Origin of the sequence: Qipengyuania pacifica, from assembly GCF_019711555.1 — a bacterium.
In the GTDB taxonomy this organism is placed as follows: Bacteria; Pseudomonadota; Alphaproteobacteria; order Sphingomonadales; family Sphingomonadaceae; genus Qipengyuania; species Qipengyuania pacifica.
Window position 1 is genome coordinate 558,185 of the sequence record NZ_JAIGNQ010000002.1, and the last position, 23,642, is coordinate 581,826.

The 23,642-nt window shown below is 63.4% G+C and carries 19 protein-coding genes and 1 tRNA gene; 2 read left to right on the forward strand and 18 right to left on the reverse strand.

What is annotated here, in order from left to right:
• The first annotated feature begins 73 nt into the window (after positions 1–73).
• Together K3177_RS07960 and K3177_RS07965 are read left to right on the forward strand one after the other, a co-directional pair.
• Positions 74–1,396 (forward strand): replication-associated recombination protein A, encoded by a 1,323-nt coding sequence (locus K3177_RS07960; RefSeq protein ID WP_221597814.1) that lies wholly within the window; start codon positions 74–76, stop codon positions 1,394–1,396.
• Positions 1,383–2,261, forward strand: a complete 879-nt coding sequence (locus tag K3177_RS07965) for a hypothetical protein (RefSeq protein WP_221597815.1) — start codon at positions 1,383–1,385, stop codon at positions 2,259–2,261. The genes K3177_RS07960 and K3177_RS07965 overlap by 14 nt, the downstream gene beginning before the upstream one ends.
• Before the next feature lie 17 nt (positions 2,262–2,278).
• On the opposite strand, the gene K3177_RS07970 is transcribed toward K3177_RS07965, so the two are convergent.
• The 18 genes from K3177_RS07970 to K3177_RS08055 all read right to left on the reverse strand — a co-directional run bounded on the left by K3177_RS07970 (position 2,279) and on the right by K3177_RS08055 (position 23,610).
• Positions 2,279–2,354: transfer RNA gene (locus K3177_RS07970), tRNA-Ala, on the reverse strand.
• 86 nt (positions 2,355–2,440) lie between these two features.
• The gene (locus K3177_RS07975; RefSeq protein WP_247714328.1) at positions 2,441–3,340 is read right to left on the reverse strand and encodes a hypothetical protein; all 900 of its coding nucleotides are present in this window, start codon (positions 3,338–3,340) and stop codon (positions 2,441–2,443) included.
• A gap of 172 nt (positions 3,341–3,512) precedes the next feature.
• On the reverse strand, positions 3,513–4,253 hold the full coding sequence (locus K3177_RS07980) for a Bax inhibitor-1/YccA family protein (protein ID WP_221597816.1): 741 nt from the start codon (positions 4,251–4,253) through the stop codon (positions 3,513–3,515).
• Positions 4,254–4,387: 134 nt separating this feature from the next.
• Positions 4,388–4,891 carry a type III secretion system chaperone family protein gene (locus K3177_RS07985; protein WP_103022601.1) on the reverse strand — a complete coding sequence of 168 codons (504 nt, stop codon included), beginning with the start codon at positions 4,889–4,891 and terminating at the stop codon, positions 4,388–4,390.
• A gap of 147 nt (positions 4,892–5,038) precedes the next feature.
• Entirely contained in the window at positions 5,039–6,634 is a 1,596-nt protein-coding gene (locus tag K3177_RS07990) for a tetratricopeptide repeat protein (RefSeq protein ID WP_221597817.1), read from the reverse strand.
• A gap of 49 nt (positions 6,635–6,683) precedes the next feature.
• The gene (ftsZ, locus tag K3177_RS07995; RefSeq protein ID WP_221597818.1) at positions 6,684–8,399 is read right to left on the reverse strand and encodes a cell division protein FtsZ; all 1,716 of its coding nucleotides are present in this window, start codon (positions 8,397–8,399) and stop codon (positions 6,684–6,686) included.
• Positions 8,400–8,533: 134 nt separating this feature from the next.
• Entirely contained in the window at positions 8,534–9,820 is a 1,287-nt protein-coding gene (ftsA, locus tag K3177_RS08000; RefSeq protein ID WP_103022598.1) for a cell division protein FtsA, read from the reverse strand.
• Complete coding sequence (locus K3177_RS08005) at positions 9,820–10,728, reverse strand: cell division protein FtsQ/DivIB (RefSeq protein ID WP_221597819.1); 909 nt, start codon at positions 10,726–10,728, stop codon at positions 9,820–9,822. The genes ftsA and K3177_RS08005 overlap by 1 nt, the downstream gene beginning before the upstream one ends.
• Positions 10,721–11,695 (reverse strand): D-alanine--D-alanine ligase, encoded by a 975-nt coding sequence (locus K3177_RS08010; RefSeq protein WP_221597820.1) that lies wholly within the window; start codon positions 11,693–11,695, stop codon positions 10,721–10,723. Before K3177_RS08010 ends, K3177_RS08005 begins: the two co-directional genes overlap by 8 nt.
• 9 nt (positions 11,696–11,704) lie before the next feature.
• Entirely contained in the window at positions 11,705–12,631 is a 927-nt protein-coding gene (murB, locus tag K3177_RS08015) for a UDP-N-acetylmuramate dehydrogenase (RefSeq protein WP_247714388.1), read from the reverse strand.
• Between the two features lie 44 nt (positions 12,632–12,675).
• Positions 12,676–14,100 carry a UDP-N-acetylmuramate--L-alanine ligase gene (murC, locus tag K3177_RS08020; protein ID WP_221597821.1) on the reverse strand — a complete coding sequence of 475 codons (1,425 nt, stop codon included), beginning with the start codon at positions 14,098–14,100 and terminating at the stop codon, positions 12,676–12,678.
• On the reverse strand, positions 14,097–15,317 hold the full coding sequence (murG, locus tag K3177_RS08025; RefSeq protein ID WP_221597822.1) for an undecaprenyldiphospho-muramoylpentapeptide beta-N-acetylglucosaminyltransferase: 1,221 nt from the start codon (positions 15,315–15,317) through the stop codon (positions 14,097–14,099). The genes murC and murG overlap by 4 nt, the downstream gene beginning before the upstream one ends.
• On the reverse strand, positions 15,314–16,591 hold the full coding sequence (locus K3177_RS08030) for an FtsW/RodA/SpoVE family cell cycle protein (RefSeq protein ID WP_234003058.1): 1,278 nt from the start codon (positions 16,589–16,591) through the stop codon (positions 15,314–15,316). The genes murG and K3177_RS08030 overlap by 4 nt, the downstream gene beginning before the upstream one ends.
• A gap of 5 nt (positions 16,592–16,596) precedes the next feature.
• Entirely contained in the window at positions 16,597–17,889 is a 1,293-nt protein-coding gene (gene murD, locus K3177_RS08035) for a UDP-N-acetylmuramoyl-L-alanine--D-glutamate ligase (RefSeq protein ID WP_221597823.1), read from the reverse strand.
• Positions 17,886–18,956, reverse strand: a complete 1,071-nt coding sequence (gene mraY / locus K3177_RS08040; protein WP_103022591.1) for a phospho-N-acetylmuramoyl-pentapeptide-transferase — start codon at positions 18,954–18,956, stop codon at positions 17,886–17,888. Before mraY ends, murD begins: the two co-directional genes overlap by 4 nt.
• A gap of 18 nt (positions 18,957–18,974) precedes the next feature.
• Positions 18,975–20,441 (reverse strand): UDP-N-acetylmuramoyl-tripeptide--D-alanyl-D-alanine ligase, encoded by a 1,467-nt coding sequence (locus tag K3177_RS08045; RefSeq protein ID WP_221597824.1) that lies wholly within the window; start codon positions 20,439–20,441, stop codon positions 18,975–18,977.
• Positions 20,438–21,910 carry a UDP-N-acetylmuramoyl-L-alanyl-D-glutamate--2,6-diaminopimelate ligase gene (locus tag K3177_RS08050; protein ID WP_221597825.1) on the reverse strand — a complete coding sequence of 491 codons (1,473 nt, stop codon included), beginning with the start codon at positions 21,908–21,910 and terminating at the stop codon, positions 20,438–20,440. The genes K3177_RS08045 and K3177_RS08050 overlap by 4 nt, the downstream gene beginning before the upstream one ends.
• Positions 21,907–23,610 (reverse strand): peptidoglycan D,D-transpeptidase FtsI family protein, encoded by a 1,704-nt coding sequence (locus K3177_RS08055; protein ID WP_221597826.1) that lies wholly within the window; start codon positions 23,608–23,610, stop codon positions 21,907–21,909. The genes K3177_RS08050 and K3177_RS08055 overlap by 4 nt, the downstream gene beginning before the upstream one ends.
• Positions 23,611–23,642: the final 32 nt, after the last annotated feature.

Sequence of the window (23,642 nt, forward strand, 5' to 3'; positions counted from 1 at the left end):
TACGATATATCTTATGAAGCTCCCGTAAGAGAGTCATGCAAAACCCGGATGAAGACACTATGTCAGTCGACCAATGGCCGACCTGTTTCCCGATAGCCTTCCCGCCCCCACACCGGACGATGCTCCGCGCGAAGATGCGCCGCTGGCCGATCGCCTGCGCCCGCGCTCGCTTGATGAGGTAGTCGGTCAACACCATCTGACTGGTCCCGAAGGCGCGATCGGGCGCATGGTCGCGGCAGGGCGCCTTTCCAGTATGATCCTGTGGGGCCCGCCCGGGACGGGCAAGACGACTATTGCCCGGCTACTCGCGGACAGCGTCGGTATGCGCTTCGAAAGCGTCAGTGCGGTCTTTAGCGGTGTCGCCGATCTGAAGAAGGCTTTCGCCGCCGCAGACAAGGCCGCCGAGGCGGGCCAACGCACGCTGCTGTTTGTTGACGAGATTCACCGTTTCAACCGCGCGCAGCAGGACGGCTTCCTGCCATTCGTCGAACGCGGCACCGTTACATTGGTCGGCGCGACCACCGAAAATCCCAGCTTCGCGCTCAACGCCGCATTGCTCAGCCGCGCGCAGGTACTGATACTGCAACGGCTCGACCACGAAGCGCTCGGCACGCTGCTCGACAAGGCTGAAGAGTTGGAAGGCCCCCTTCCCCTCACCGCCGAGGCGCGTAACGCCCTTGTCGCCAGCGCCGACGGTGACGGCCGCTTTCTGCTCAACCAAGCGGAAACGCTATACAATGCGAAGATCGAAGAACCGCTAGATCCCGCCGCGCTCGGCCAGTTTCTCCAGCGGCGCGTCGCGGTTTACGACAAGGATCGCGAAGGTCACTACAACCTCATCTCCGCGCTTCACAAGGCGGTGCGCGGCAGTGACGTCCAGGCAAGCCTCTACTACCTCGCCCGGATGCTGACTGCCGGGGAAGAACCGCGCTTTCTCGCGCGCCGCCTCATCCGGATGGCGGTCGAGGATATCGGCATGGCCGATCCGCAGGCGCTGGTCCAGTGCATGGCAGCCAAGGACGCGTTCGAATTTCTCGGCAGTCCGGAAGGCGAGCTCGCTCTGGTTCAGGCCTGCACCTATCTTGCCACGGCGCCCAAATCGAACGCGGTCTACAAGGCTCAGAAGGCCTCCTTCAAATCCGCGCGAGAGACGGGCAGCCTGATGCCGCCGCAGAACATCCTCAATGCCCCTACCAAGCTGATGAAGGACATCGGCTATGGTTCAGGCTACACCTACGATCACGACGCGCAGGAAGGCTTCTCGGGCGACAATTACTGGCCCGATGAAATGGAACCCCAGCACTATTATCAACCCGTCGAACGCGGGTTCGAGCGCGAGGTAAAGAAGCGGCTCGACTATTGGGAGAATCTACGGCGCGATCGTGGCGAGGTTTAGTCATTTTCTCGCCATCGACTGGTCCGGTGCCAAGGGGCCTGTTCAGAAAGGCATAGCGCTCGCGCTTTCTCACACAGATGGCGGGCCGCCGGTTCTGGTTGAACCCGGCCGCGGGTGGTCGCGCGAAGACGTCCTCGCCCTTCTTCGCAACGATTTGCCGGACGATACGCTGGTCGGCCTGGACCTAGGCATCGCGCTGCCCTTTGCCGATTGCGGTGCCTATTTTCCCAGCCGCGGTTCGGCCCTGCCCGATGCACCGTCGCTATGGGCGCTGATCGACGACATCTGTGCAGGCGATTCCAATCTGGGAGCCCAGTCTTTCGTCGACCACCCCGAATTCAAACCGTACTTTCGCGACGGCGTTCATACCGGAATGCATTTCGGGTGCGATGGGGCGGCGCATGGCCGCGGGCGCTTCCGCGTCACCGAACATGCGCAGGCGGCTATGGGATGCAAACCCTATTCAAACTTCAACCTCGTCGGCGCCGCACAGGTGGGCAAGTCGAGCCTAACCGGTATGCGCATGCTGCACAGGCTTCGCGGCCATCTTCCGGTGTGGCCGATAGATAGCCTGCCTTCGAACGGCTCGGTTGTTGCGGAGATCTACACCAGCCTTGCCGCGCTGGAGGCCGGGCGCAGCGCGTCAAAGGCCAAGATGCGCAGTTTCGAGGCTCTGAATGAAGCATTGGCATCGCTGGGCAGCGCCCAGGTCGCAGGCACCGGGCCGATCGACGATCACTCGTCAGACGCTCTGTTGACGGCCGCATGGCTGCGCAAGGCAGGCAATGACAGCGCGCGATGGAAGCCCGCCAGTCTTACCCCGGACCTAGCCCGAACCGAAGGCTGGACCTTCGGCGCGATCTGACACTCTGGCGGATTTCCTGGTGGAGCCGAGCGGGATCGAACCGCTGACCTCGTCATTGCGAACGACGCGCTCTCCCAACTGAGCTACGGCCCCGTTCCAGGTTTGCGGCACCGCGACATAAAGCGATGCTAGACGCGCCGTCTAGCGGATGACGGCGCGCCTGAAAAGCATCGTTGAGATCAGTTCTGCGGCGTGTCGTCGTCACCCGCATCATTGGGAATGGGCTGCACGATCGGCACGGAAGACCGCGTTTCGTCAACCGGTGCCACCGGTATCTGCGCTCCGGTATTCGGATCGATAACCTTGGTTTCGGCCACAGGGGCCGCGCTCAGCGTAGAGGGATCGGCCCCCGGCTGCGGCCGGTCGAACGCCCGTGCGTTCTTGACGGCAACATAACCGGGCTGCGAGGCACCATAACGTTCGCCATATTTCGCATCCCAGGCAGCGGCGTCTTTCTCATACTGCTCGTACGCCACGAAGAATCGTTCGAACGGTCCTTCGAGCGCCGCAAAATTCGCCAGGGCAAAGGCCTGCGCATCCAGATCTTCGGCTGCCGCATATTGCTGGGAAATGCCCAGCGCCGTGCGACAGAGATCCGCGCGTGCCGGCGGCAGGGCGAAATAGTTGTAGACCATCGTCATCTGGCCTTCGCGAGCCTGGATGGCGGGACGGCCCTTGCCATATTCCTTGCGATACTGGGCATCGATGCGGTCGTTGACCTGCTTCAGCGTCCGCGCGTGATCCTTTATATAGCTGCTGTAGCTATCGAGTACGCTTTGATACTGCGGATCGAGGCAGTTCAGCGCCGCAACGTTCCATGCCGACCGGAAATGCCAGACCTTTTCGTCGTCCGAAATGCCGAGATTGACCGTCTCGCGCATGCCCAGCGCGTTCACCTGCGGAATATCCATGACGTAGGACGCCTGGCTCGGCGGCAGCGGCCTGATGGGCACTGCTTCGACCGGCGGCGGGGGCGGCGGTGGGGGCGGTGGAGGAGGAGGCGTGGCGCAGGCAGCCAGAGCGGATATTCCGACAGCCACGGCTGCCATACGAATGGTGATATTTGAACCGCGGCTCATGGCGCGCTGACCCTCCTCGATAAAGCTGACATTCACCCTGCGCCGTCACGCCTTGACGGGGGATGAAGCGGTTCTTTCCGTAGACGGTTGTTCGGACAAAGAAAATGCCCGGAGTGTCGATTACACCCCGGGCACGTTCAAGCGATTCCTGTGTGCGACGAGTAGGTTAACTCTATTCGCGATTGCCCATGAACTGCAGCAGGAACATGAACATGTTGATGAAATCGAGGTACAGGCTCAGCGCGCCCATGATGATCGCCTTACCGGCGAATTCGGTACCGCGCAGATACTGATATTCCATCTTCAGGCGCTGCGTATCGTAAGCCGTAAGACCCGCGAAGATCAGCACGCCGATGAAGCTGATTGCCATCGCCATTGTGTTCGACTGCAGGAAGATATTGATCACCATCGCAATCAGCAGGCCGATCACACCCATCACCAAGAAGGTGCCAAAGCCCTGAAGGTTCTTCTTCGTGGTATAGCCGTACAGGCTGAGACCGGCGAAGGCACCCGCGGTTGCAAAGAAGGTGGCGGCGATCGATTCACCCGTAAAGCGCAGGAAAATCGTGGACATGGACAGACCCATGACGATCGCGAACGACCAGAACAAAATCTGCAGCGTTCCCTTGCTCATCTTGTTCAGGCCGAAGCTCATGGCCAGAACGAAGCCGAGCGGTGCGAGTGCGACGATCCACATCAGCGGCCCGCTGGCGAAGGACACTGCCAGCCCGCTTTGCGCGGCCAGCAAGGCCACGACGCCGGTCAGCAAAACGCCCGAAGTCATGTAGTTGTAGATCGACAGCATGTGCTTGCGCAGCCCAGCGTCGAAGGTCTGCTGCCTGGCAACGGCGTCGCCAGCGCGCGGCACCGAGCCGAAGCCCTGCCTCTGGTCGGTGTCGTTCCAATTGGCCATCTGTTTAAAACTCCTTCTGGCAGAGCGGAAATACGCCCTACTCCTCAACGGGAATATCGACATTTAGCTCCCCGATTTCAAGCGAAACCGGACATTCCAGTCTTAATTCCAGTTAACGGTTACTGGGAATATTCTCAGGCTTCGCCTGCCGCATCCACCATGGCATCTTCCAGCGCCTCTTCCGGCGTGCGCCCGCCCCATAGAATGAACTGGAATGCGGGGTAGAACCGGTCACACTCGTCGACCGCAATTTCCACCAGCGCCTGCGCCTGGCCCAGGCTCAGCAATCCGTCATCTCCCAGCATGGTGCCGTTCCGATACAGCAGCACCCCGCCGTTGGACCAGATGTCGAAGTGTCCCAGCCACATCTGTTCGTTGACCAGCGACACCAGTTCATGCGCCGACGCCATCTTGTCCTTGGAAATGCGAATGTCCGGCAGGCACAGGATCTGGAGGACCATGTCGTCCGGTCGCCAGATTCCGCGCAGCTGATATTTGGTCCAGCTTCCCTGGATTTCGCCGCTCATTTCGGTTTGAGTCGATTCGCAGGGCCAGCCCCGGGCCTCGAACAAGGCGATGAGCATTTCGAGAGGTGCCGCGCCCTGGTCTACCTCGTAGCGTTCTTCCGACGGTCTCATCGAAACTGTTCCATCCAAGTCATGACGGCTGGATGCAGAAGCGATGGGCACCTTGGCAATGGAACCGGGCGTCGACGCTGGGGAGAACCGTTAAGGCCTGTGCAAAGCCTGTGAACAAATCTTCGCGCGGCCCCTGCCGCGCCCGTGTCACAGCTTTTCGATCGCTTCGCCGGCCGCGCTGGTAAACGTAAAGGAATCGACCCCCAAATCCTTGAGTTCCTTCACCATTTCACGGGCCTTGGCAGCACTGTCATAGGGACCGGATAAGAGGCGGTTCGCTTCGCCCCACGGGGTCACGAACGGCCCTTTGCCCTCGAGCTTGCCTTCCGCCTTGCGTGAAATGCGCCGCCAGTCGAACCCCAGGGCATCGGTATCCTTGCCAGTGGCAACCTGAACCCAATGTCGCGAAGGATGCGCAGGCGGGGGTGGTGGCTTGGGTTCGTCCCGCTCACGTGGGATCTTGATCTTCGTGATGTCGACCGCACCGTTTGCCGCAGGCACCCTGCTTTCGGGCGCCAGCGAAAAGCTGCTGAAAGCCTCTTCGACCGAAGCGAGATCGGGCTCCTCCTGCGCGGATGGCAAGGGCGAAGCGGATTGCGAATTGGGGAACGCCCCGGCCTCGCCTGCACGCGCCAAACCAGCCGCCTCTTCCATTGCGCGGGGCGGATCACGTTCGGTTACCGTCGTCGCCAGCGAAGGCCGCTGTCCGCTCAGGGTTGCTGTTGCCGGTTGCGGCGAAAGTGCAGGAGCCAATTCACCCGACGGCGTTGGGGTGGGCGCAGGACCTGGCGTCGGCGTGGGTGCCGGTGAAGGCACGAACCTTGGTGTCGGTACCGGCGTTGGCGTGGGCGTGGGCGCAGGCGCCGTAAGTGATGCCGTCGCCGGACGCATATCGGCCTGCGCCACTCTGGCCGGTTGCGGCGCAGGCTGCGCCGTTTGTGCCGATGTACCGGAATAGTTCGCGATACGCCTGTCGTCCGTGCCGATGGCAGCAGCGCGCGGGAATATGCCGAGATTGCCCGCCGCAGCCTGCTGGGCTTTGGTAAGGCGCGGCATATACTCGAAATAGGCCGCCATTCGCGCCCCCATGCCGGATGACAGCATGGTGTTCGCGATTTCCTTCGCTTCGCGCGCCTTGCCCATGATTGCCAGGCCGAAAGCACGTGTGCGATATGCGGATACATCGCGTTTTTGGAGCAGCGGCAGCAAAGTCGCCTCGAATCCCTCCCGATCGCCCGAAATTGCCTGACTCAAGGCGAGGCGCCGAGTGATTTCGTCGCCCGCACCATTGGCCAGCGCGACGCGATAAAGCTGCTGCGCACTGGGTGCGTCGCCCACAAGATCGAAAGCGAGCCCACGGTCTTCGGCCATCTGCGCCGTCGTCACGCCCGCCTGTTCGGCTTCTGCGAAGAGCCGCAAGGCTTCGACCGGTCTGCGCGAGCGGGTATAGGCTTTTGCCAGCCCCAGCTTCATACGCGCATTGTTGGGCGACAGATCGTTGGCACGGCCGAAAAAGCCGATTGCGGCTTCTATGTCCCCCAACTCCAGCGACGCCTCGCCCGCATCGAGCAGGGCGGACACGTCCGTGGCGTCCCGCGCAAGGCGGGACAGCGCATCACCCAGCCGACCTTCGGCAGGAGCCGGAAGCGGCTGGACGATCTCGCGCTGAGCGGACACGCGCTCTGACTGCGCTGCCAATGCCAGCAGCGCCACAGCAGCACCGAATTGCCCTTTCGAAATCATGTCCTGTCCTTGGCAGCCCGGGCGTTAACCAGCGCTGACGCGGTCGCAATTACTGATTGTTCTGGCGACCGAGAAAACGCGGGATGTTGAGCCCCGAACCATTGCCATCGTCGTCATCGTCGTCGCTATCGTCTTCGGGACGCGTTGCTCCGCGCGACAGATTGGCCATGCGTTCGAACAGCGTATTGCCCGGCAGCGAGCCGCCGCCACGTTCGCCGGAGCCGGAACCGCCGCCCGAACCGCCTTCTTCGTTCCCGCCGGATTCGCCGGGCACCAGCGGACGACGGCGTCCCGGCTTGGTTGCCAACGGGCTTTCGCCCGCGACATGTTCGTCACCGAGTTCGAATTCGTCCTGCGAATTGCCCGCCGGGTCGGAAAGGTTGAGCGGTTCGCGCTCGTCGCCCCAGCCATCGTCGGTCGGCGCACCGCCGAAGCCGCTGTCGTCTGCCGGTGCAGGGACGGAATCTTCGTCGTCGAAACGCTCGGTCCGTTCGTTACGCAGCCCGGCGAGAGGATCGACGATATCGTCGACATCGTCATATTCGTCTTCGGCGTCGTCGTTCAGCGAGCGCGACGTGGCGGGCGACAGGCCGAATGGCTGTGCACTATCGTCATCGGCCTCGTCAGTGAGGTCGAAAGCATCGGCTTCGGCCGGCTCCAGATCGGCGGACAGGCCTTCGTTCAGTTCGAACGGTTCGTCTTCCGGTTCGCTGCGGTTCGGCAGGTCGAGCACGGGGCGCTTCGGCGCACTGCTTTCGCGCATCGAGAACGAACGCGACGGGGCCGCCGCGATCGAACCGTCATGTTCGATACCTGTCGCAACGACCGATACGCGGATCTTGCCATCGAGATCGGGATTGAACGCCGAACCCCAGATGATGTTCGCATCTTCGTCGACCAGTTCGCGGATGTGATTGGCCGCCTCGTCGACTTCGAGCAGCTTCATGTCCTCGCCGCCGATGATCGAGATGATGACGCCCTTGGCGCCGGTCATCGACACGCCGTCGAGCAGCGGATTGGCGATGGCGCGCTCGGCGGCTTCGAGAGCGCGGTTGTCGCCTTCGCCTTCGCCGGTGCCCATCATCGCCTTGCCCATTTCGCTCATCACCGAACGCACGTCGGCAAAGTCGAGGTTGATGAGCCCCGGCATGACCATGAGGTCGGTAATCGACCGTACGCCCTGCTGCAGCACCTCGTCGGCAAGCATGAACGCTTCCTTGAAGGTCGTTTCGGCCTTGGCCACCAGGAACAGGTTCTGGTTGGGAATGACGATCAGCGTATCGACGTGCTTCTGCAGCTCGTCGATGCCCGCTTCGGCCGCGCGCATGCGGCGCGTGCCTTCGAACAGAAACGGCTTGGTCACGACGCCGACCGTCAGCACGCCCTTCTTGCGCGCCGCCTCTGCGATGACGGGTGCGGCACCGGTCCCGGTGCCGCCGCCCATGCCGGCTGCGATGAAGACCATGTTGACGCCGTCCATTGCGTCTTCGATCTCTTCGACCGTTTCTTCAGCCGCGGCCTTCCCCACCTCGGGCCGCGCGCCTGCGCCAAGGCCGCCCGTGATGTCGGGACCTAGCTGGATCCGCTTGTCGGAAGGCGAGGTACTCAGAGCCTGCGCGTCGGTATTGGCGACGATGAACTCGACGCCTTCGATCTGTGCCTGCATCATGTTGGCGATCGCGTTGCCGCCGGCACCACCGACGCCCACGACCATGATCTTGGGACGAAGGTCGTCGTCCGATGCCGGTCCGATATTGATGCTCATTCAAGAGTCCCCGTAGAATTCAAAAGTCGCCCGTGGGCGTTATGTCACAACTCTGGCATAAAGCTAATCGCAGGTCGAAGCGATACTTGCCTTATCCACAAGGGCTAATGGCGCAGTAACGCTGTGATACAACCTTAAAAATACTCACGCACCGCTTGAAACACACGGTTGACCAGACCGATGCCGCGATAGCGGTTGGTCGGCTGATAGCGCGGGCCGACCGATCGGATGTCGACCGGGTCGTCCGCGGCATAAAGGCACAGGCCCGCCAGCGTGGCGAATCCGGGCGTTGCATGCGCTTCGGGCAGGCCCTGCAATGCCGGCGGCTTGCCGATCCGGACCGGTCGCCCCAGCGCGCCCTGCATGAATTCGGCGACGCCGTGCAATTCCGCACCGCCGCCGGTCAGCACCACCTGTCCGCCTTGCGCGCCGGTAAAGCCCATCGACTTGAGCGCCTTGCCGATTTCCGTCGTGATGATGCCCAGCCTGTCGGTGACGATCGACACCAGTTCCGCCCTGGCGATCCGGTTGTGTTCGTCCGCGCCGCGCGCCAGCCGCCCGCCGGGGTCCTCGCCGGGGCCGTTCACAGGGATCATCTCGCGGTGATCGGTCGGCGTCGCGATGGCCGAACCCGATACGCATTTCAGCCGTTCCGCCTGGCTGCGCCGGATGCCCAGCGACGATGCGATCGCATCGGTGATGTCGTTCGAACCGATCGGAATGGATTTCAGCCCCAGCAGCATGCCTGCCGCATGCACCGACACATTGGTGACCTGCGCCCCGATCTCGACCAGCGCCACGCCCAGATCGCGCTCTTCGCGGGTCAGGCAGGCATAGGCCGCGGCAAGCGGGCTCGCCACCACGCCCTCGACATCGAGATGCGCGGTCTGCACCGCCTCGATCAGATTGCGCACCGGCGCGCCTTCGGCCAGCGTCACATGGACATCCACGCCCAGCGCTTCGGCGTGCAGTCCCTTGGGGTTTGCCACGCCATGCGCCCCGTCCAGCGTATAATGCGCCGGCTGCGCGTGCAGCACCATGCGCCCGTCGGGATGCAGATGGTCGCGCGCGGCATACAGCAGGTGCTCGATATCGTCTTCTTCGATGCGCCGCCCGCCGATGGCGATCTCGACGCTGGATATCTTGCTCGACAGGCCCGCGCCCGCACAGCCGATCCACACGCTCTGGACCGATGTGTTGGCATTGGCTTCCGCCTTCTCGACCGCGGTGCGGATCGCATGGCTTGCCGCGCGCATGTCGGCGACATAGCCGCGCTTGATGCCTTCGCTGGCCCGGTGGCTGGAGCCGAGCACGACCATCTCGCCGCCCTCCGCCTGCCCCATGATCATGGCCGAAACCCTGAACGAACCGATATTCACCGCCCCGAAGACCCGGGTAATGCGCGGCTGCTGGGTTGCCACTATTGAGCCCTTCCGTTCAACGCCATCTGCTTCGGGCACGGCCCGTCCGCACAGCGCAGATAGGCCCGGTCGGGAACGCGCATGTCGATCGCGATGGGCTTGCCCCCGATCAGGCGGTGCATCCCGTCGAGCTGGGCGAATTTCACCAGCGCCGGCGCGCCGAGATCGCCTTCGGGAAGTGCGAGCAACTGCCCGGTCTTGAACGTCAGGTTCCAGCGCCGGTTACCGACCCATTGGGCAGACGCGATCTGCGGCTTCAGCGCGGGCGCTGCATCGAGCAGCCGGCCCAGTTCCTGCACCTGGCGCGCCGCGCCCGGCCCTTCGATCAGCAGCTTGCCTTCGGCGGCCTTCGCGCTGATCGGCTCGAGCTCGTGGCCCTCGGCATCGATCAGCACCAGCCGGTCGGGCTTGCGCAGCACCGCATGCGGCACGCGCTCGACGATATCCACCTTCAGCGTATCGGGCAGCTGGCGCGAAACCCGCGCGTCCTCGACCCAGGGAAGCTCCAGCAGGCGCGCGCGCACATCTTCCAGATCGACCAGCGGCATCGGGCGGTCCTGTTCCGCCAGTACCCGCTCGTAGACCAGCTGCTCATTCATGCGCTCCACGCCCGAAACCCGCACGCGGCTGACCTCGAAACCGGATCGCGCGGCCGATTTGGACAGTTCCGCCTTGGCCAGTTCCGGCACGCCGGCATAGCTGGCGATGGTCCAGGCAATCGCCAGCCCGGCGACGATGATCGCGCCCAGAAAGAACCTGTGCCACTGCTCTTCGGTAAACGGCAGCGCGGCCATGGCGCGATCGAACAGCCCGCTGGTGTGGCTGCGCGCAGCGCGGGCTTTCTGGCTGCGGTTGCGCGCCGCTGCGGAACGGCGCACCCCGGTGGGTTTGCGCGTGACCTTAGCCATCGCCGCCCCCGGGCTTCACCGCGTGATCGCGCAATGCAGCGGCAACCACCAGTTCGCACAATTCGCCATATTCGATGCCGGCAAAGCGCGCCTGTTCGGGCACCAGGCTCAGCGGCGTCATGCCGGGCTGCGTATTGGTTTCCAGGACGAACAGGCCCTCTTCGCCCTGCTCCTCGTCCCAGCGGAAATCGGTCCGGCTGGTCCCCCGGCACCCCAGCGCCTTGTGCGCCTTCAGCGCATATTCGAGGCACAGATCGGTAATGTGCTGGGGGATTTCCGCCGGGCAGATGTGATCGGTCATCCCATCGGTATATTTGGCTTCGAAATCGTAGAACCCGCTCTTGGGTTTCAGCTCGGTCACGCCCAGCGCGCGCGGCCCGCCCTCGAAATCGACCACGGCCGACGTCAGCTCGCGCCCCTTGATATAGGGTTCGGCCAGCAGTTCGGCGAATTCCTGCCACGGGCCCTTGGCATCGGGCATGATCGGATTGCCGTAATTGCCTTCATCTGTGACGATGGCGACACCCACCGAACTGCCTTCGTTGACGGGCTTCAGCACATAGGGGCGCGGCATGGGGTCGCGCTCGTGCAGTTCCGCACTTTTCACGATCCGCCCGCCGGGCATGGGGATGCCATGCGGCACCAGTGCCTGCTTGGTCAGCTGCTTGTCGATCGCGATGACCGATGTCGTCAGGCCCGAATGCGTATACGGCACGCCCATCAGGTCGAGCATGCCCTGCACCGTCCCGTCTTCGCCCGGCACGCCGTGCAGCGCGTTGAAGACGACGTCCGGCGCCACCTCGGCGATGCGCGCGGCCACCTTGCGATCCATGTCGATGCGCGTGACCGTGTTGCCGCGCTCTTCCAGTGCCTTGGCCACGCCTTCGCCCGACATCAGGCTGACCGGCCGTTCATTGGCCCAGCCACCCATCAGAACCGCAATATGAAGTTTGGGGAGATCGCTCATGTCTATTCCTTACGGTCGCCCCACTCGTTGAATTTCCCATTCCAGCAGCACGCCCGAATGTTCGTAGACGCGGCGCTTCACCAGTTCGCCCAGCCCTTCGATGTCGGCGCTGGTGGCATTGTCGACATTGAGCAGGAAGTTGGTGTGCTTCTCGCTCACCTGTGCGCCGCCCAGCCTCAGCCCGCGGCACCCGGCTGCATCGACCAGCTCCCACGCCTTCTTTCCCGGCGGGTTCTTGAAAGTGGATCCGCCGGTCTTGGTGCGCAGCGGCTGCGAATTTTCGCGCGCTTCGCCGATTTCGTCCATCTTCGCGCCGATTGTCGCAGGATCGCCGGGCTCGCCCTGGAACCGCGCGCGGACAACCACAGCCGCGTCGGGCAAGGCCGAATGACGATAGGTATAGCGCAGGTCGGCTGCGGGAAGCGTCACCAGCCGGCCGCCCGGCAGTATCACGTCGCAATCGATCAGCACGTCGCTGACTTCGCGGCCATAGGCGCCGCCGTTCATGCGCACGAACCCGCCGACGGTACCGGGAATACCGCGCATGAACTCGACGCCTGCAATCCCTCCATCGCGGGCGGTGGAAGCGACGAGTATGCCGTGCGCGCCAGCCCCGCAGGTCAGCGTATGGTCCTCGCCCACTTCGATACTGGCAAAGGGCTTGCCCAGCTTTACGACCACGCCCGGCACGCCGCCGTCGCGCACGATCAGGTTCGACCCCAGCCCCAGCGCCATCACCGGAAGATCGCCGTCCAGCCGTTCCAGGAACAGCTTCAGATCGTCCGTATCGGCCGGCTCGAACAGCCAGTCGGCGTGGCCACCCGCCTTGAACCAGACCAGCTTGGCCAGCGGCGCATCGGGCGTCAGCTTGCCGCGCAGACCGTAGGTGTCGATGGGCGCGATGACGCTGCCTTCGACTTCGCAGTCGGGCGCCATGCCGCTATCCCAGTTCCACACATCGTCGGGCTGCTCCATCTCGCTCACGATGTCGTCACCTTCGCGATGCCATTGGCAAGTCCGGCCGCCCACTGGGTGATATCGCCTGCACCAAGGCAGACCACGAAATCGCCGGCACGCAGATCCTCGACCAGCTTTTCCGCCAGATCGGTCTCGTCCGTCACCGTGCGGGCCGCCCGGTGGCCGCGTGCCTTCAACCCTGCGACAAGTGCGTCGGCATCGACGCCGTCGATCGGGTCCTCGCCCGCGGCATAGACCGGGGTGACATAGACTTCGTCCGCCGCATTGAAGCAGCTCTGGAAGTCATCCATCAGATCGCGCAGGCGGGTGTAACGGTGCGGCTGGACCACCGCGATGACGCGGCCTTCGCCTGCGCTCTCGCGTGCGGCGGCCAGCACGGCCTTGATCTCCACCGGGTGGTGGCCGTAATCGTCGATGATCGTCGCAACGCCGCCGCCGCTGGGAACTTCGCCCACCTTGGTGAACCGCCGACGGACACCGCCGAATGCGGAAAAGCCATTGCAGATGATCTCGTCGGGGCAGCCCATTTCGATCGACACGGCAATCGCGGCCAGTGCATTCTGGACATTGTGGCGCCCGGGCATCGGCAGTCGCACGCCTTCGATCCGGCGGTCTTCCTTGCCGCGCCGGCGCACGATGACGTCGAACACATTGCCTCCGGCATCCGGGCGCACGTTCACACCGCAGATATCGGCCTGCAGATTGAAGCCATAGGTCACGACGTTACGGTCGCGGACCTTGCCGATCACGGCCTGCACTTCCTCGTGATCGATGCACAGGATCGCCGCGCCATAGAAGGGGACATTGTGGATGAACTCCACGAACGCGTCCTTTACCCCGTCGAAATCGCCGTAATGGTCCAGATGCTCGGGATCGATATTGGTGACTACCGCGATGGTGCCGTCCAGCCGCAGGAAGCTGCCATCGCTCTCATCGGCCTCGACCACCATCCATTCGCTGTCGCCCAGCCGTGCATTCGAACCATATTGTTCGATGATCCCGCCATTGATGACGGTCGGATCGATATTGCCTGCATCCAGCAGGGCAGCGATCATGCTGGTCGTGGTCGTCTTGCCATGCGTACCGGCCACGGCCACGGTCGATTTCAACCGCATCAGTTCGGCCAGCATTTCCGCACGGCGCACTACGGGAATACGGTTTTCCAGCGCAAAGGCGACTTCGGGGTTGGTACGCTTCACCGCGGTAGATGTTACGACGACCGCAGCGCCTTCGACGTTTTCGGGGGCATGGCCGATGGCGATCTTTACGCCGCGCTGGCGCAGCCGTTCGACGGTCGCGCTCTCCTTCATGTCGGAACCCTGCACCGTATAGCCCAGGTTCGCCATCACCTCGGCGATGCCGGACATGCCGATGCCGCCGATGCCGACGAAGTGGATCGTGCCGATATCTGTCGGGACGCCTCTCATTCCGACATCTCCCGTGCCGCACGCTTGCCATGGGCCTGCCTCATCGCCTGACCGGCAGCGATGCCTTGCGATGCGCCGCGCGCATTGTTTCCGCCCACGCGGATGACATCCATCATCTCTGCCCCGCCGAAGCTTTCGACCAGATCGGCCAGGTCTTCGACGGCCTTGGGCCGTCCGCAATTCCAGGCCGCATGCGCGGCATTGGCCAGCCCCTGCGGATTTTCGGCCAGCGCCTTGATCTGCTTGGCCAGTTCCTTGCCCGTAAAGCGTTCCTGGCGGATCATCCGTGCCCCGCCCGATTTGGACAGTTCGCGCGCATTGGCCGCCTGATGATCGTCGGTCGCGATTGGCAGTGGCACCAGTATGGCAGGCCGTCCCACAGCGGTCAGTTCCGCGATGGTCGATGCCCCGGCCCGGCCGATAAACAGATGTGTATCGGCAAGCCGCGCGGCCATGTCCTCGAAATAGGTCGCCAGTTCGGCCGGTATGCCATGATTGCGATAGCGTTCGCGTACGGCATCGAGATCTTCCGGGCGGCACTGCTGCGTCACCTGCAACCGCTGGCGCAGCGCGGGCGGAAGCATGGACAACCCATCGGGCACCACTTCGGACAGCACACGCGCCCCCTGGCTTCCGCCGGTCACCAGTACGCGCAGCAGGCCGTCTTCACCGAATGCCGGAAAGGGTTCTTCGCGCAGCGACAGTACGCCAGCGCGTACCGGATTGCCCACCAGATGCACTTTCTCGGCGTGCTTGGCGTCCAGCCGCTGCACTTCGGGATAGGCCGTGGCGATCGCATTGACCCGCCGAGCAAAGAGGCGGTTCACCCTGCCCAGAACGGCATTCTGTTCATGCACCACGATAGGCACGTCTGCACTGCTCGCGGCAAGGATGGTCGGCAGCGAAGGATAACCGCCGAAGCCAACGACGGCGCTCGGCGCGAAGCTTTCGAACAGGCGCAGCGCCATGCGCCGCCCTTCCAGTACCGCCTTGATCCCTTTGATCCAGGTCAGCGGGTTCTTGCCGAACCGGCCGGCCGGGATGACATGGGCGGGCAGGAAATCGGGCTTGCCGGGAATCTCCGCTCCGCGCGTATCGGTGATCAGCGCGACGTGGTGGCCGCGCCGTTCCAGTTCGGTGGCAAGTGCGAAGGCGGGCAGCAGATGCCCGCCGGTCCCGCCCGCGGCAAGGACGTAATGGCGATTGGCGCCGGTCATGGGTGGATCTCCCGGCGAACACTGCCCGTCTGGCTTCTGATCGGGTTCGTCTGGTCTTTCATCGGGGCCGTCTGCCCCATGCCGAACAAATCGCCAAGCCCCTTGGTCCGGCTTTTCAGGAACGGATTTCGCCGCGTGATTGCCAGAAGCAATCCGATGTTGAGACAGATGGCGATCGTGGAAGACCCGCCATAGCTCACCAGCGGCAGCGTCATCCCCTTCGACGGAAACAGCTGCAGATTGACCAGTATGTTGATGAACGCCTGCCCGCCCAGCAGGGCCGTCAGGCCCGCTCCGGCCAGAAGCGCGAACAGGTCTTCCTCGTCGATCAGGCGCAGCAGCACCCGCGCCACGATCGCCAGATACAGCAAGACGATCAGTCCGCAGGCGATCAGGCCGAATTCTTCGCCGATGACGCTGAAGATATAGTCGGTATGCGCCTCGGGCAGGCTCATCTTGCGGATGCCCAGCCCATAACCCGCGCCCAGCCAGCCGCCCGCCACGATCGTGCGCGCGCCCAGGTCCACCTGATCGTATGCGGTTCCGCCGCCGATGAAGCTGTCGATACGGTGGCGCGCATTGTCATAGAGGAAATAGGTCGCCGTCAGCACGGCCAGCACGCCGCCGATGACCGCGCCCAGCCGCTTCACGTCGATCCCGGCGAGGATCATGGCGACGAACCAGACGCCGCCGAACAGGATCGTGCCGCCGAAATCGGGTTGCATCATCATCAGCGCTGCGATCAGCGCCACATATCCCGTCGCGATGCCGGCCACCGGCATGTTCGGATCGCGCATCCGCCATGACAGGATCCACGCGGTCGCAATGGCGAAGCCGGGCTTGAGGAACTCGGACGGCTGGAACTGCATGCCCAGGCTTATCCAGCGCCGCGCGCCATTTATCTCGACCCCGACGAAAGGGACGATGAACAGCAGCGCCGTCATCCCCGCGGCCAGCAGCAGGCCGAAGCGCCGCGCATTCTCCCGCGTCAGCATCGATATGCCCAGCATGGTCCCGATGGCCAGCACCTGCCAGGCCAGATGGCGATAGAAGAAATACAGCGGGTTCAGCGTCTCGCTGCTGGTCGACAGCCGGTTGGCGCTCGCCGGGCTCGCCGCGGCAACGGCCACTGTGCCCAGCCCCATCAGCAGCAGCACGAGCAGCAGCAGCACGCGATCAATCTCGCGCCACCAGATCTTCAGTTCGGACCAGCGCGACAACTTGCCTTTCGGCATATGCGCCGGTTGACGCTTGCCGGGAACATAGGGCTGCATGGTGCTCATCTGAGCGCCTCCACCAGTTCGCGGAAATGGTCGCCGCGCGCTTCGAAGTCGCGATACTGGTCGAAACTGGCGCAGGCGGGCGACAGCAGGACGGTGTCGCCCGACACAGCTGCGTTCGATGCGTCGAACAACGCTTGTTCGAGCGTAACTGAACGTTTGATCGACACCCTTTTTTCCAACAGTCGGGCGAACTCGTCGCCCGATTTGCCGATGGTATAGGCGGCCTTCACATGGCCCAGTTCGGCCTCGCACTCGCCCAGGCCCGGCTCTTTCGCGAGCCCGCCAACGATCCAGTGAATGTTCTCGAAAGCCGCCAGCGCCGGGGCGGAAGCGGCCGTATTCGTGCCCTTGCTGTCGTTGACATACGCCACCCCGCCGATCTCCGCGACCCGCTCCATACGGTGCGGAAGGCCCGGATACGTGCGCAAGGCTTCGCGAATCTGATCGATCGGAATGCCAAGGATGTCGCACGCCTCGATCGCGGCCGCCGCGTTCTCGCGGTTGTGGGATCCTGTCAGGGATTTCCAACCATTCTGCTCGTCCGGCGCAATCCCTCTATGCTGGAAGACGTCCTCCAGAATGCTGGCGATCGATCCTTCCGCGAACTGTCCGAGCGAGCGCGCATCGGTAAAGCGCGCGATGGAATGCTGGCCTCGCTTCTGCATCGCAAACAGCCGTGACTTGCTCGCCGCATAGGCGTCGAAACCGTCATACCGGTCCAGATGATCCGGCGTGATATTCAGCAGTATCGCCACATCGCAAGCGAGCGAAAAGGTCAGGTCGATCTGATAGCTCGAAAGCTCCAGCACATAGACCCCGCCTTCGAGCAACGGCTCCTGCTCGAGGATCGGCAGACCGATATTCCCCCCCATCGTCGTGGGCACGCCCGCCGCCTTCAAAATGTGATGAACCAGCGCGGTGGTGGTCGATTTACCGTTCGTACCGGTAATGCCGACAACCTTGTGCGGCGGCAATTCCGACCGCGCCTGCGCGAATAATTCGATGTCGCCGATGACCGGCACGCCATATCCATCCGCATGCGGCTTGATCGGGTGCGTGTTTAGCGGAACGCCCGGACTGACGACGACGCCCGCGTAACCGGTTAGGTCCGCCTCCAGCGGATCCCCGATGGCGCAGCGCCCGGCAAAAGGCTCGCGCGCCTCTATGCGGTCGTCCCATACCAGCACCTCGGCTCCTGCCGCCAGCAGCGCCTCGACCGTGGCCCGGCCGGAACGCGCCAGTCCGAGAACGGCGTACTTCTTGTCCTTCCAGGCGGATGAAGTGATCATCGCAGCTTGAGCGTCGCCAGCCCCATGAGTGCAAGCACGATCGCCACGATCCAGAACCGGATCACGACCTTGCTCTCCGACCAGCCAAGCTGCTCGAAATGATGATGGATCGGCGCCATGCGGAAGACCCGCTTGCCGGTCCGCTTGAACCAGAAGACCTGGATGATGACGCTCAGCGCCTCGAACACGAACAGCCCGCCGACCACCGCGAGAACGATTTCGTGATGTGTGGAGACCGCAACTGCCCCGAGTGCGCCGCCAAGCGCCAGAGACCCGGTATCACCCATGAAAACGGCAGCCGGAGGCGCATTGAACCAGAGAAACGCAAGCCCTGCCCCCATGATAGCGGCACAGAAGATCGCCAACTCACCCGCACCGGGAACATGCGGGATGCCGAGATAGCTCGAAAAATCGACACGCCCGACAAGGTAGGAAATGAGCGCGAATGTGCCTGCCGCGATAATGACCGGCATCGTCGCCAACCCATCCAGACCGTCAGTCAGATTGACCGCATTGCCCGCCCCCACGATCACGATGGCCGCGAAGACATAGTAGAACGGGCCCATTTCCAGGCCGAGATTATTGAAGAACGGGACGTACAGAAACGTGTTGATCTGGCTGACGGCGAGATAGCTCGCCACGCCCGCAACCGCGAATTCCATCAATAGCCGGACCCGGGCCGAAACCCCCTTGTGGCTCGACTTCGTCACCTTGTCGTAATCGTCGAGGAATCCGATCAGGCCGAAGCCTAGCGTCACCGCGAGCACGGCCCAGATGAACGGATTGCGCAGATCCATCCATATCAGAACGGCCAGCGACAGGCTGATCAGGATCATCAAGCCGCCCATTGTCGGCGTACCGCGCTTGGCCAGATGGCTCTGCGGGCCATCTTCGCGGATAGGCTGCCCTTTGCCCTGCCGCACCCGAAGCATATCGATGAAGCGCGGGCCGATGACGAGCCCGATGACGAGCGCGGTCATCAGCGTCGCCCCGGCGCGGAACGTCTGGTAGCGCACGAGGTTGAAGATGCCTTCGAAATTCAACCATTCGGCGAGGAGGTAAAGCAAATCGGCCTCTCGTCGCGCCTAGCGGGCGCGGATGAAATGATCCACGAGCCGGCCAAGACCGACCGAGTTGGAGCCCTTGACCAGCACGGCATCGCCAGCGACGACACCGAAGTCTTCGAGCAGCTCGATCGCCTCGTCGGCAGTTCGGCAGTGCGCCCACGCAATGGGCTTGCCAAGGACGGAACTCTCCGGTTTCCCCAGTTCGCGTGCGAGGGCGGACATCTCTTCGCCAACCAGAATGGCATAATCGACATCGGCAGCCAGCACCGGCTCGGACAGAGCGGCGTGAAACTGGGGACCGAAATCGCCCAGTTCCTTCATCGCGCCAAGCACGGCGATGCGGCGCCCCGACGGCGTCTGGCCTAGCTGCGCCAAAGTGGCGCGCATACTGGCCGGGTTGGCGTTGTAACTTTCGTCAATCAGCAGCGCTTTGCCGCCGGGCACATCAATGCCGTGACGCGCACCCCGCCCCTTCAGCCCACCCATCTCGGCAAGCGCCAAGCCGGCGGCCGCCATATCGCCGCCCGCAGCGCGTACAGCAGCCATCACGGCCAGCGAGTTCACGACCCAGTGATCGCCGGGTTCGGCAACGGTGTAACACAGCCGTCCTTCGGGGAATTCGCACGTCACGAGGCTGCCGCCGTTGGCGCTGGGAATGGCATCCAGCAAGCGAACGTCGGCAAAACGTGCCCTTCCGAAGCTGACGACCTTTGCGCCCGCGCGCAGGGCGGCCAGCTTGAGTTGTTCGTAATGTTCGGTGTCGGCCGGGATGACGGCCGTGCCGCCTGGCTCCAGACCTGCAAAGATCTCGGCCTTGGCTGCAGCGATCGCCTCCATGCTGCCGAGATTTTCGATATGTGCCGGGGCTATCGTGGTGATAACCGCTACATGCGGGCGAACCTGAGCAGTCAGCCCTTCGATCTCGCCAGCATGGTTCATGCCCATTTCGAAAATGCCGAAGCGGCTGCGCGCAGGCATACGCGTCAGGCTCAGCGGCACACCGACGTGGTTGTTGTAGCTGCGGGTAGAACGATGGGCCGCACCGCGGCTCGCGCGTTCGAGACTTGCGAAGATGGCTTCCTTCACGCCGGTCTTGCCGACCGATCCGGTCACGCCGATAATCTTCGCTTCCACACGGCTGCGCGCTGCACGGGCAAGCGCCTTCAGCGCTTCAGTCGTGTCATCGACCAGGATGTGGGGCCAGTCGATCGGGCGATCGACGATCGCGCCCGCAGCGCCGTTGGCGAAGGCTTTCTCAAGGAAGCGATGGCCATCCATCGCTTCGCCCCTGAGCGCGACGAACAGATCGCCATTGACCACGTCCCGGCTGTCCATTTCGACCCCGGCAACCTGAAAGTCATGGCTGGCCATACCACCTACAGCGTCGGCAATATCCTTTGCCGTCCACAGCGTCAGCGGTAGGCGGTCGCGCGGATCGGCAGGCCACTCAATATAGGCGGGATGTCGCAGGATTGCCGCGCTCATGCATCACCTCTGGCGATCTGCGCAGCGCACTCGCGCGCAACCTCGACATCGTCGAAAGGCAGGACCCGCATATTTTCTCCCGATCCGATGATCTGACCCGTTTCATGTCCCTTGCCGGCGATGAGGACGATATCGTCCGCACCTGCTTCGGCGATGGCTGCAAGGATGGCTTCGCGACGGTCGCCTATTTCGCGTGCCTGCGGCGCTCCCTCAAGCACCTGGCGGCGGATATCCGCAGGATCCTCACCGCGGGGGTTGTCGTCGGTCACGATTACGACGTGGCTTGCCTTGGCCGCCGCTTCACCCATGGGTGCCCGCTTTCCGTGATCCCGATCCCCGCCGGCGCCGAACACAGTGATGAGGCGGCCCGAAACATGCGGCTCGAGCGCCTGGATCGCCGCTTCGAGCGCATCGGCGGTATGAGCGTAATCGACATATACCGGCGCGCCCGACGGCGCGATGACCGCGCGTTCGAGCCTGCCACGCACGGGTTGCAGACGGGCAACGGCATCCCAAACCAACCCCGCATCGAGACCGGACGCGAGTGCAAGTCCTGCTGCGGTGAGCGCGTTGGAAACCTGATAAGCGCCGATCAGCGGGAGGTTGATCGTCCGGCTCTTACCCTCATGCTCAACGCTCAGCGATTGCCCAAGCTGGGTCGGTTCTCTTTTCGTGAGGCGGATCGTTTCGCCCTGCTCACCGACAGTCATTATTTTCAAACCGCGCGCCCCGGCATGCTTCACCACGCGGGCATTCCAGCCGCTATCGCCAGACCCCATCCACACGACTGCGGTCGCATCGTCCGCCACAACCTCGTCGAAGAGCCGCATCTTGGCGGCGAAATAGTCTTCCATATCCGCGTGGTAATCGAGATGATCGCGGCTGAAATTGGTGAAGCCCGCTGCTTCGACGGACACGCCCTCGTTGCGGAATTGCGAGAGACCATGGCTCGACGCTTCAAAAGCCACGTGTGTCACACCTTCACGCGCCAGGCCGCTCAAGTTCGACAGAAAGGTGACAATATCCGGCGTCGTCAGGCCAGTGGAGACGCTACCGTCGGGGGTGGTGACACCCAACGTACCGATGCTCGCGGCCCGTTCCCCTGCCATACGCCAGATCTGGCGAGTCATTTCGACAGTCGAGGTTTTGCCGTTCGTACCTGTTACCGCGACGATATGCTGCGGCACCGGGGTGAAGTACCGGGCCGCCAGCGCTGCAAAGGCACGGCGGGGGGTGTCGTCGGCAATGTGGATGGCACCATTCACGACAGCTTCGGGCCGAGCCACAATGGCGACCGCACCGCTTTCTATCGCTGCGGCAATGAAATCCTCGCCATTGACCTGCGCGCCTTGAAACGCACCGAAAACCGTTCCCGGGGCAACCTTGCGATTGTCGATCGCGAAACCCGTCACATTGACGTCGGCATCGCACGCGATCCCCGCAGCAGCACAGAGCTTGGACAGCTTCACTGGTTGGCCTCCGGGATAAGCGGCTTGATGTCGGAGATGTCGACATCGCGCGTATCGTCGGGGCGCACGCCAATGAGAGGTCCGATACGCGGCACCAGACGGCCCACGATCGGCGCGGCGTTCCATGCGGCGGTGCGCTGATAGGAGCTAGCGACCGTCCCGCGCGGTTCGTCGAGCATGGCGATGACCACGTAGCGCGGACGATCCATCGGGAACGCGGCCGCAAAGGTCGAAACCAGTGCAGTGCGACGATAGCCCGCCGAACCGCCCGGCTTTTCAGCCGAACCCGTTTTGCCGCCGACGCGGTAGCCGGGTGCATCCGCATTGCGTCCCGTGCCGTAGATCGAGATAGCGCGCAGCAACTGGCGCATGCGGCTGGACGTGGACGCCTTGAACACGCGGCGACCCTTCGGCGCCTCGCCCGGGCCCAGTTTCTTCAGCGTGGCCGGGCGCCAGATGCCGCCGTTGACCATTGCCGCATAGGCACTGGCCAGATGAAGGGGGGTCACAGCGATGCCATGCCCATATCCCACGGTCATCGACCGCAGACGTGGCCATTTCTCACCGGGCCAGATCGGAAAGCCCTTTGCCGGCAGTTCGATATAGGGCCGTTCGTTCATGCCCAGATCCATCATGTAACGACGCATCCGCTCCGGACCGAGCTCGTCGACGACGCGGGCCGTTACGGTGTTCGACGAATGGATCAGCGTTTCCACGACATTCAGGGTCGCGCCCATGTCGTGGCTGTCTTTGATGCGGAAGCGTCCCGCTTTGACCGGGGTTGCATCCCACCGTCGGCCAAGGTCACGGACCACGCCAGCGTCGATCGCCGCGGCGACCGACAGCGGCTTGAATGTCGATCCGAGTTCGTAGACCTGGTTTGTAACGCGGTTGAACATCAGCTTTTCGCCCCGCGCGTCGATCTTGTTGGGATCGAATTCGGGCAGCGATGCGAGTGCCAGCACCTCGCCGGTATTCACATCCAGAACGATGCCGGCGCCGCCTTGCGCCTGTACGAGCTTCATCCCGCGGCGCAGTTCATCTTCGAGTGCGCCCTGAACACGGGAATCGATCGACAGGGCGATGGGCGTGCCGCGCGTAGCCGGATCGGACAGATGTTTGTTGAAGACCTGTTCCATCCCCACGCGCCCGTCGCCGTCGGCGGCAACATAGCCGAGGACGTGAGCCGCCATCGATCCTTGCGGGTAATGGCGATCGGTTTCCGTCGGCATTTCGAGCGCCAGCTCGCCGATTTCCTGAACCCGGTTCGCCTCTTCGGGCAGCACGCGACGGCGAATGTAGCCCTGCTTGCCGGCTGCAAATTGCGCGGCGACGGCCTTTTCGTTCAGATCCGGGAAAATCGCCTTGAGTTTCGCAGCAACGACCGCCGGCTCGCGCACCAGCGGCGTACCGCCCTCGCCAAGCGCTTCGGGATTGAACCACAAAGCGTAAGCCGGAAATGCGCGCGCCAGCGGAATACCGTTGCGGTCCGTAATCTCGCCCCGCGGCGGAAGGAGCGCTTCTTCAAGCGACGTGCCTCTGAGGCCTTCATCCGACATGCCGAGATAAGCGATGCGGACCAGCGCAAGCATCGCGATGAAGGCGAACCCCAGAACGACCCACAAGACCCGCCAGCGCGCGAGTGTGAGCGATTGTTGGCGAATGGTGACAAGCTGGACCCGGCCGGAGGCCACCGCCATGCTGACTGCACCATGCCCGCTTTTCCCCGCGG

Excerpts from the sequence above, each read along its gene's own strand:
- K3177_RS07960 (WP_221597814.1), top strand. The coding sequence starts at position 74 with ATGGCCGACCTGTTTCCCGATAGCCTTCCCGCCCCCACACCGGACGAT.
- K3177_RS08030 (WP_234003058.1), bottom strand. The coding sequence starts at position 16,591 with ATGCAGCCCTATGTTCCCGGCAAGCGTCAACCGGCGCATATGCCGAAA.
- K3177_RS08055 (WP_221597826.1), bottom strand. The coding sequence starts at position 23,610 with ATGGCGGTGGCCTCCGGCCGGGTCCAGCTTGTCACCATTCGCCAACAA.
- murB (WP_247714388.1), bottom strand. The coding sequence starts at position 12,631 with ATGGCGCCCGACTGCGAAGTCGAAGGCAGCGTCATCGCGCCCATCGAC.
- murD (WP_221597823.1), bottom strand. The coding sequence starts at position 17,889 with ATGATCACTTCATCCGCCTGGAAGGACAAGAAGTACGCCGTTCTCGGA.
- K3177_RS08045 (WP_221597824.1), bottom strand. The coding sequence starts at position 20,441 with ATGAGCGCGGCAATCCTGCGACATCCCGCCTATATTGAGTGGCCTGCC.
- K3177_RS07980 (WP_221597816.1), bottom strand. The coding sequence starts at position 4,253 with ATGGCCAATTGGAACGACACCGACCAGAGGCAGGGCTTCGGCTCGGTG.
- murC (WP_221597821.1), bottom strand. The coding sequence starts at position 14,100 with ATGAGAGGCGTCCCGACAGATATCGGCACGATCCACTTCGTCGGCATC.
- K3177_RS08010 (WP_221597820.1), bottom strand. The coding sequence starts at position 11,695 with ATGAGCGATCTCCCCAAACTTCATATTGCGGTTCTGATGGGTGGCTGG.
- K3177_RS07990 (WP_221597817.1), bottom strand. The coding sequence starts at position 6,634 with ATGATTTCGAAAGGGCAATTCGGTGCTGCTGTGGCGCTGCTGGCATTG.
- K3177_RS08005 (WP_221597819.1), bottom strand. The coding sequence starts at position 10,728 with ATGGCTAAGGTCACGCGCAAACCCACCGGGGTGCGCCGTTCCGCAGCG.
- ftsZ (WP_221597818.1), bottom strand. The coding sequence starts at position 8,399 with ATGAGCATCAATATCGGACCGGCATCGGACGACGACCTTCGTCCCAAG.
- K3177_RS07985 (WP_103022601.1), bottom strand. The coding sequence starts at position 4,891 with ATGAGACCGTCGGAAGAACGCTACGAGGTAGACCAGGGCGCGGCACCT.
- murG (WP_221597822.1), bottom strand. The coding sequence starts at position 15,317 with ATGACCGGCGCCAATCGCCATTACGTCCTTGCCGCGGGCGGGACCGGC.
- K3177_RS07975 (WP_247714328.1), bottom strand. The coding sequence starts at position 3,340 with ATGAGCCGCGGTTCAAATATCACCATTCGTATGGCAGCCGTGGCTGTC.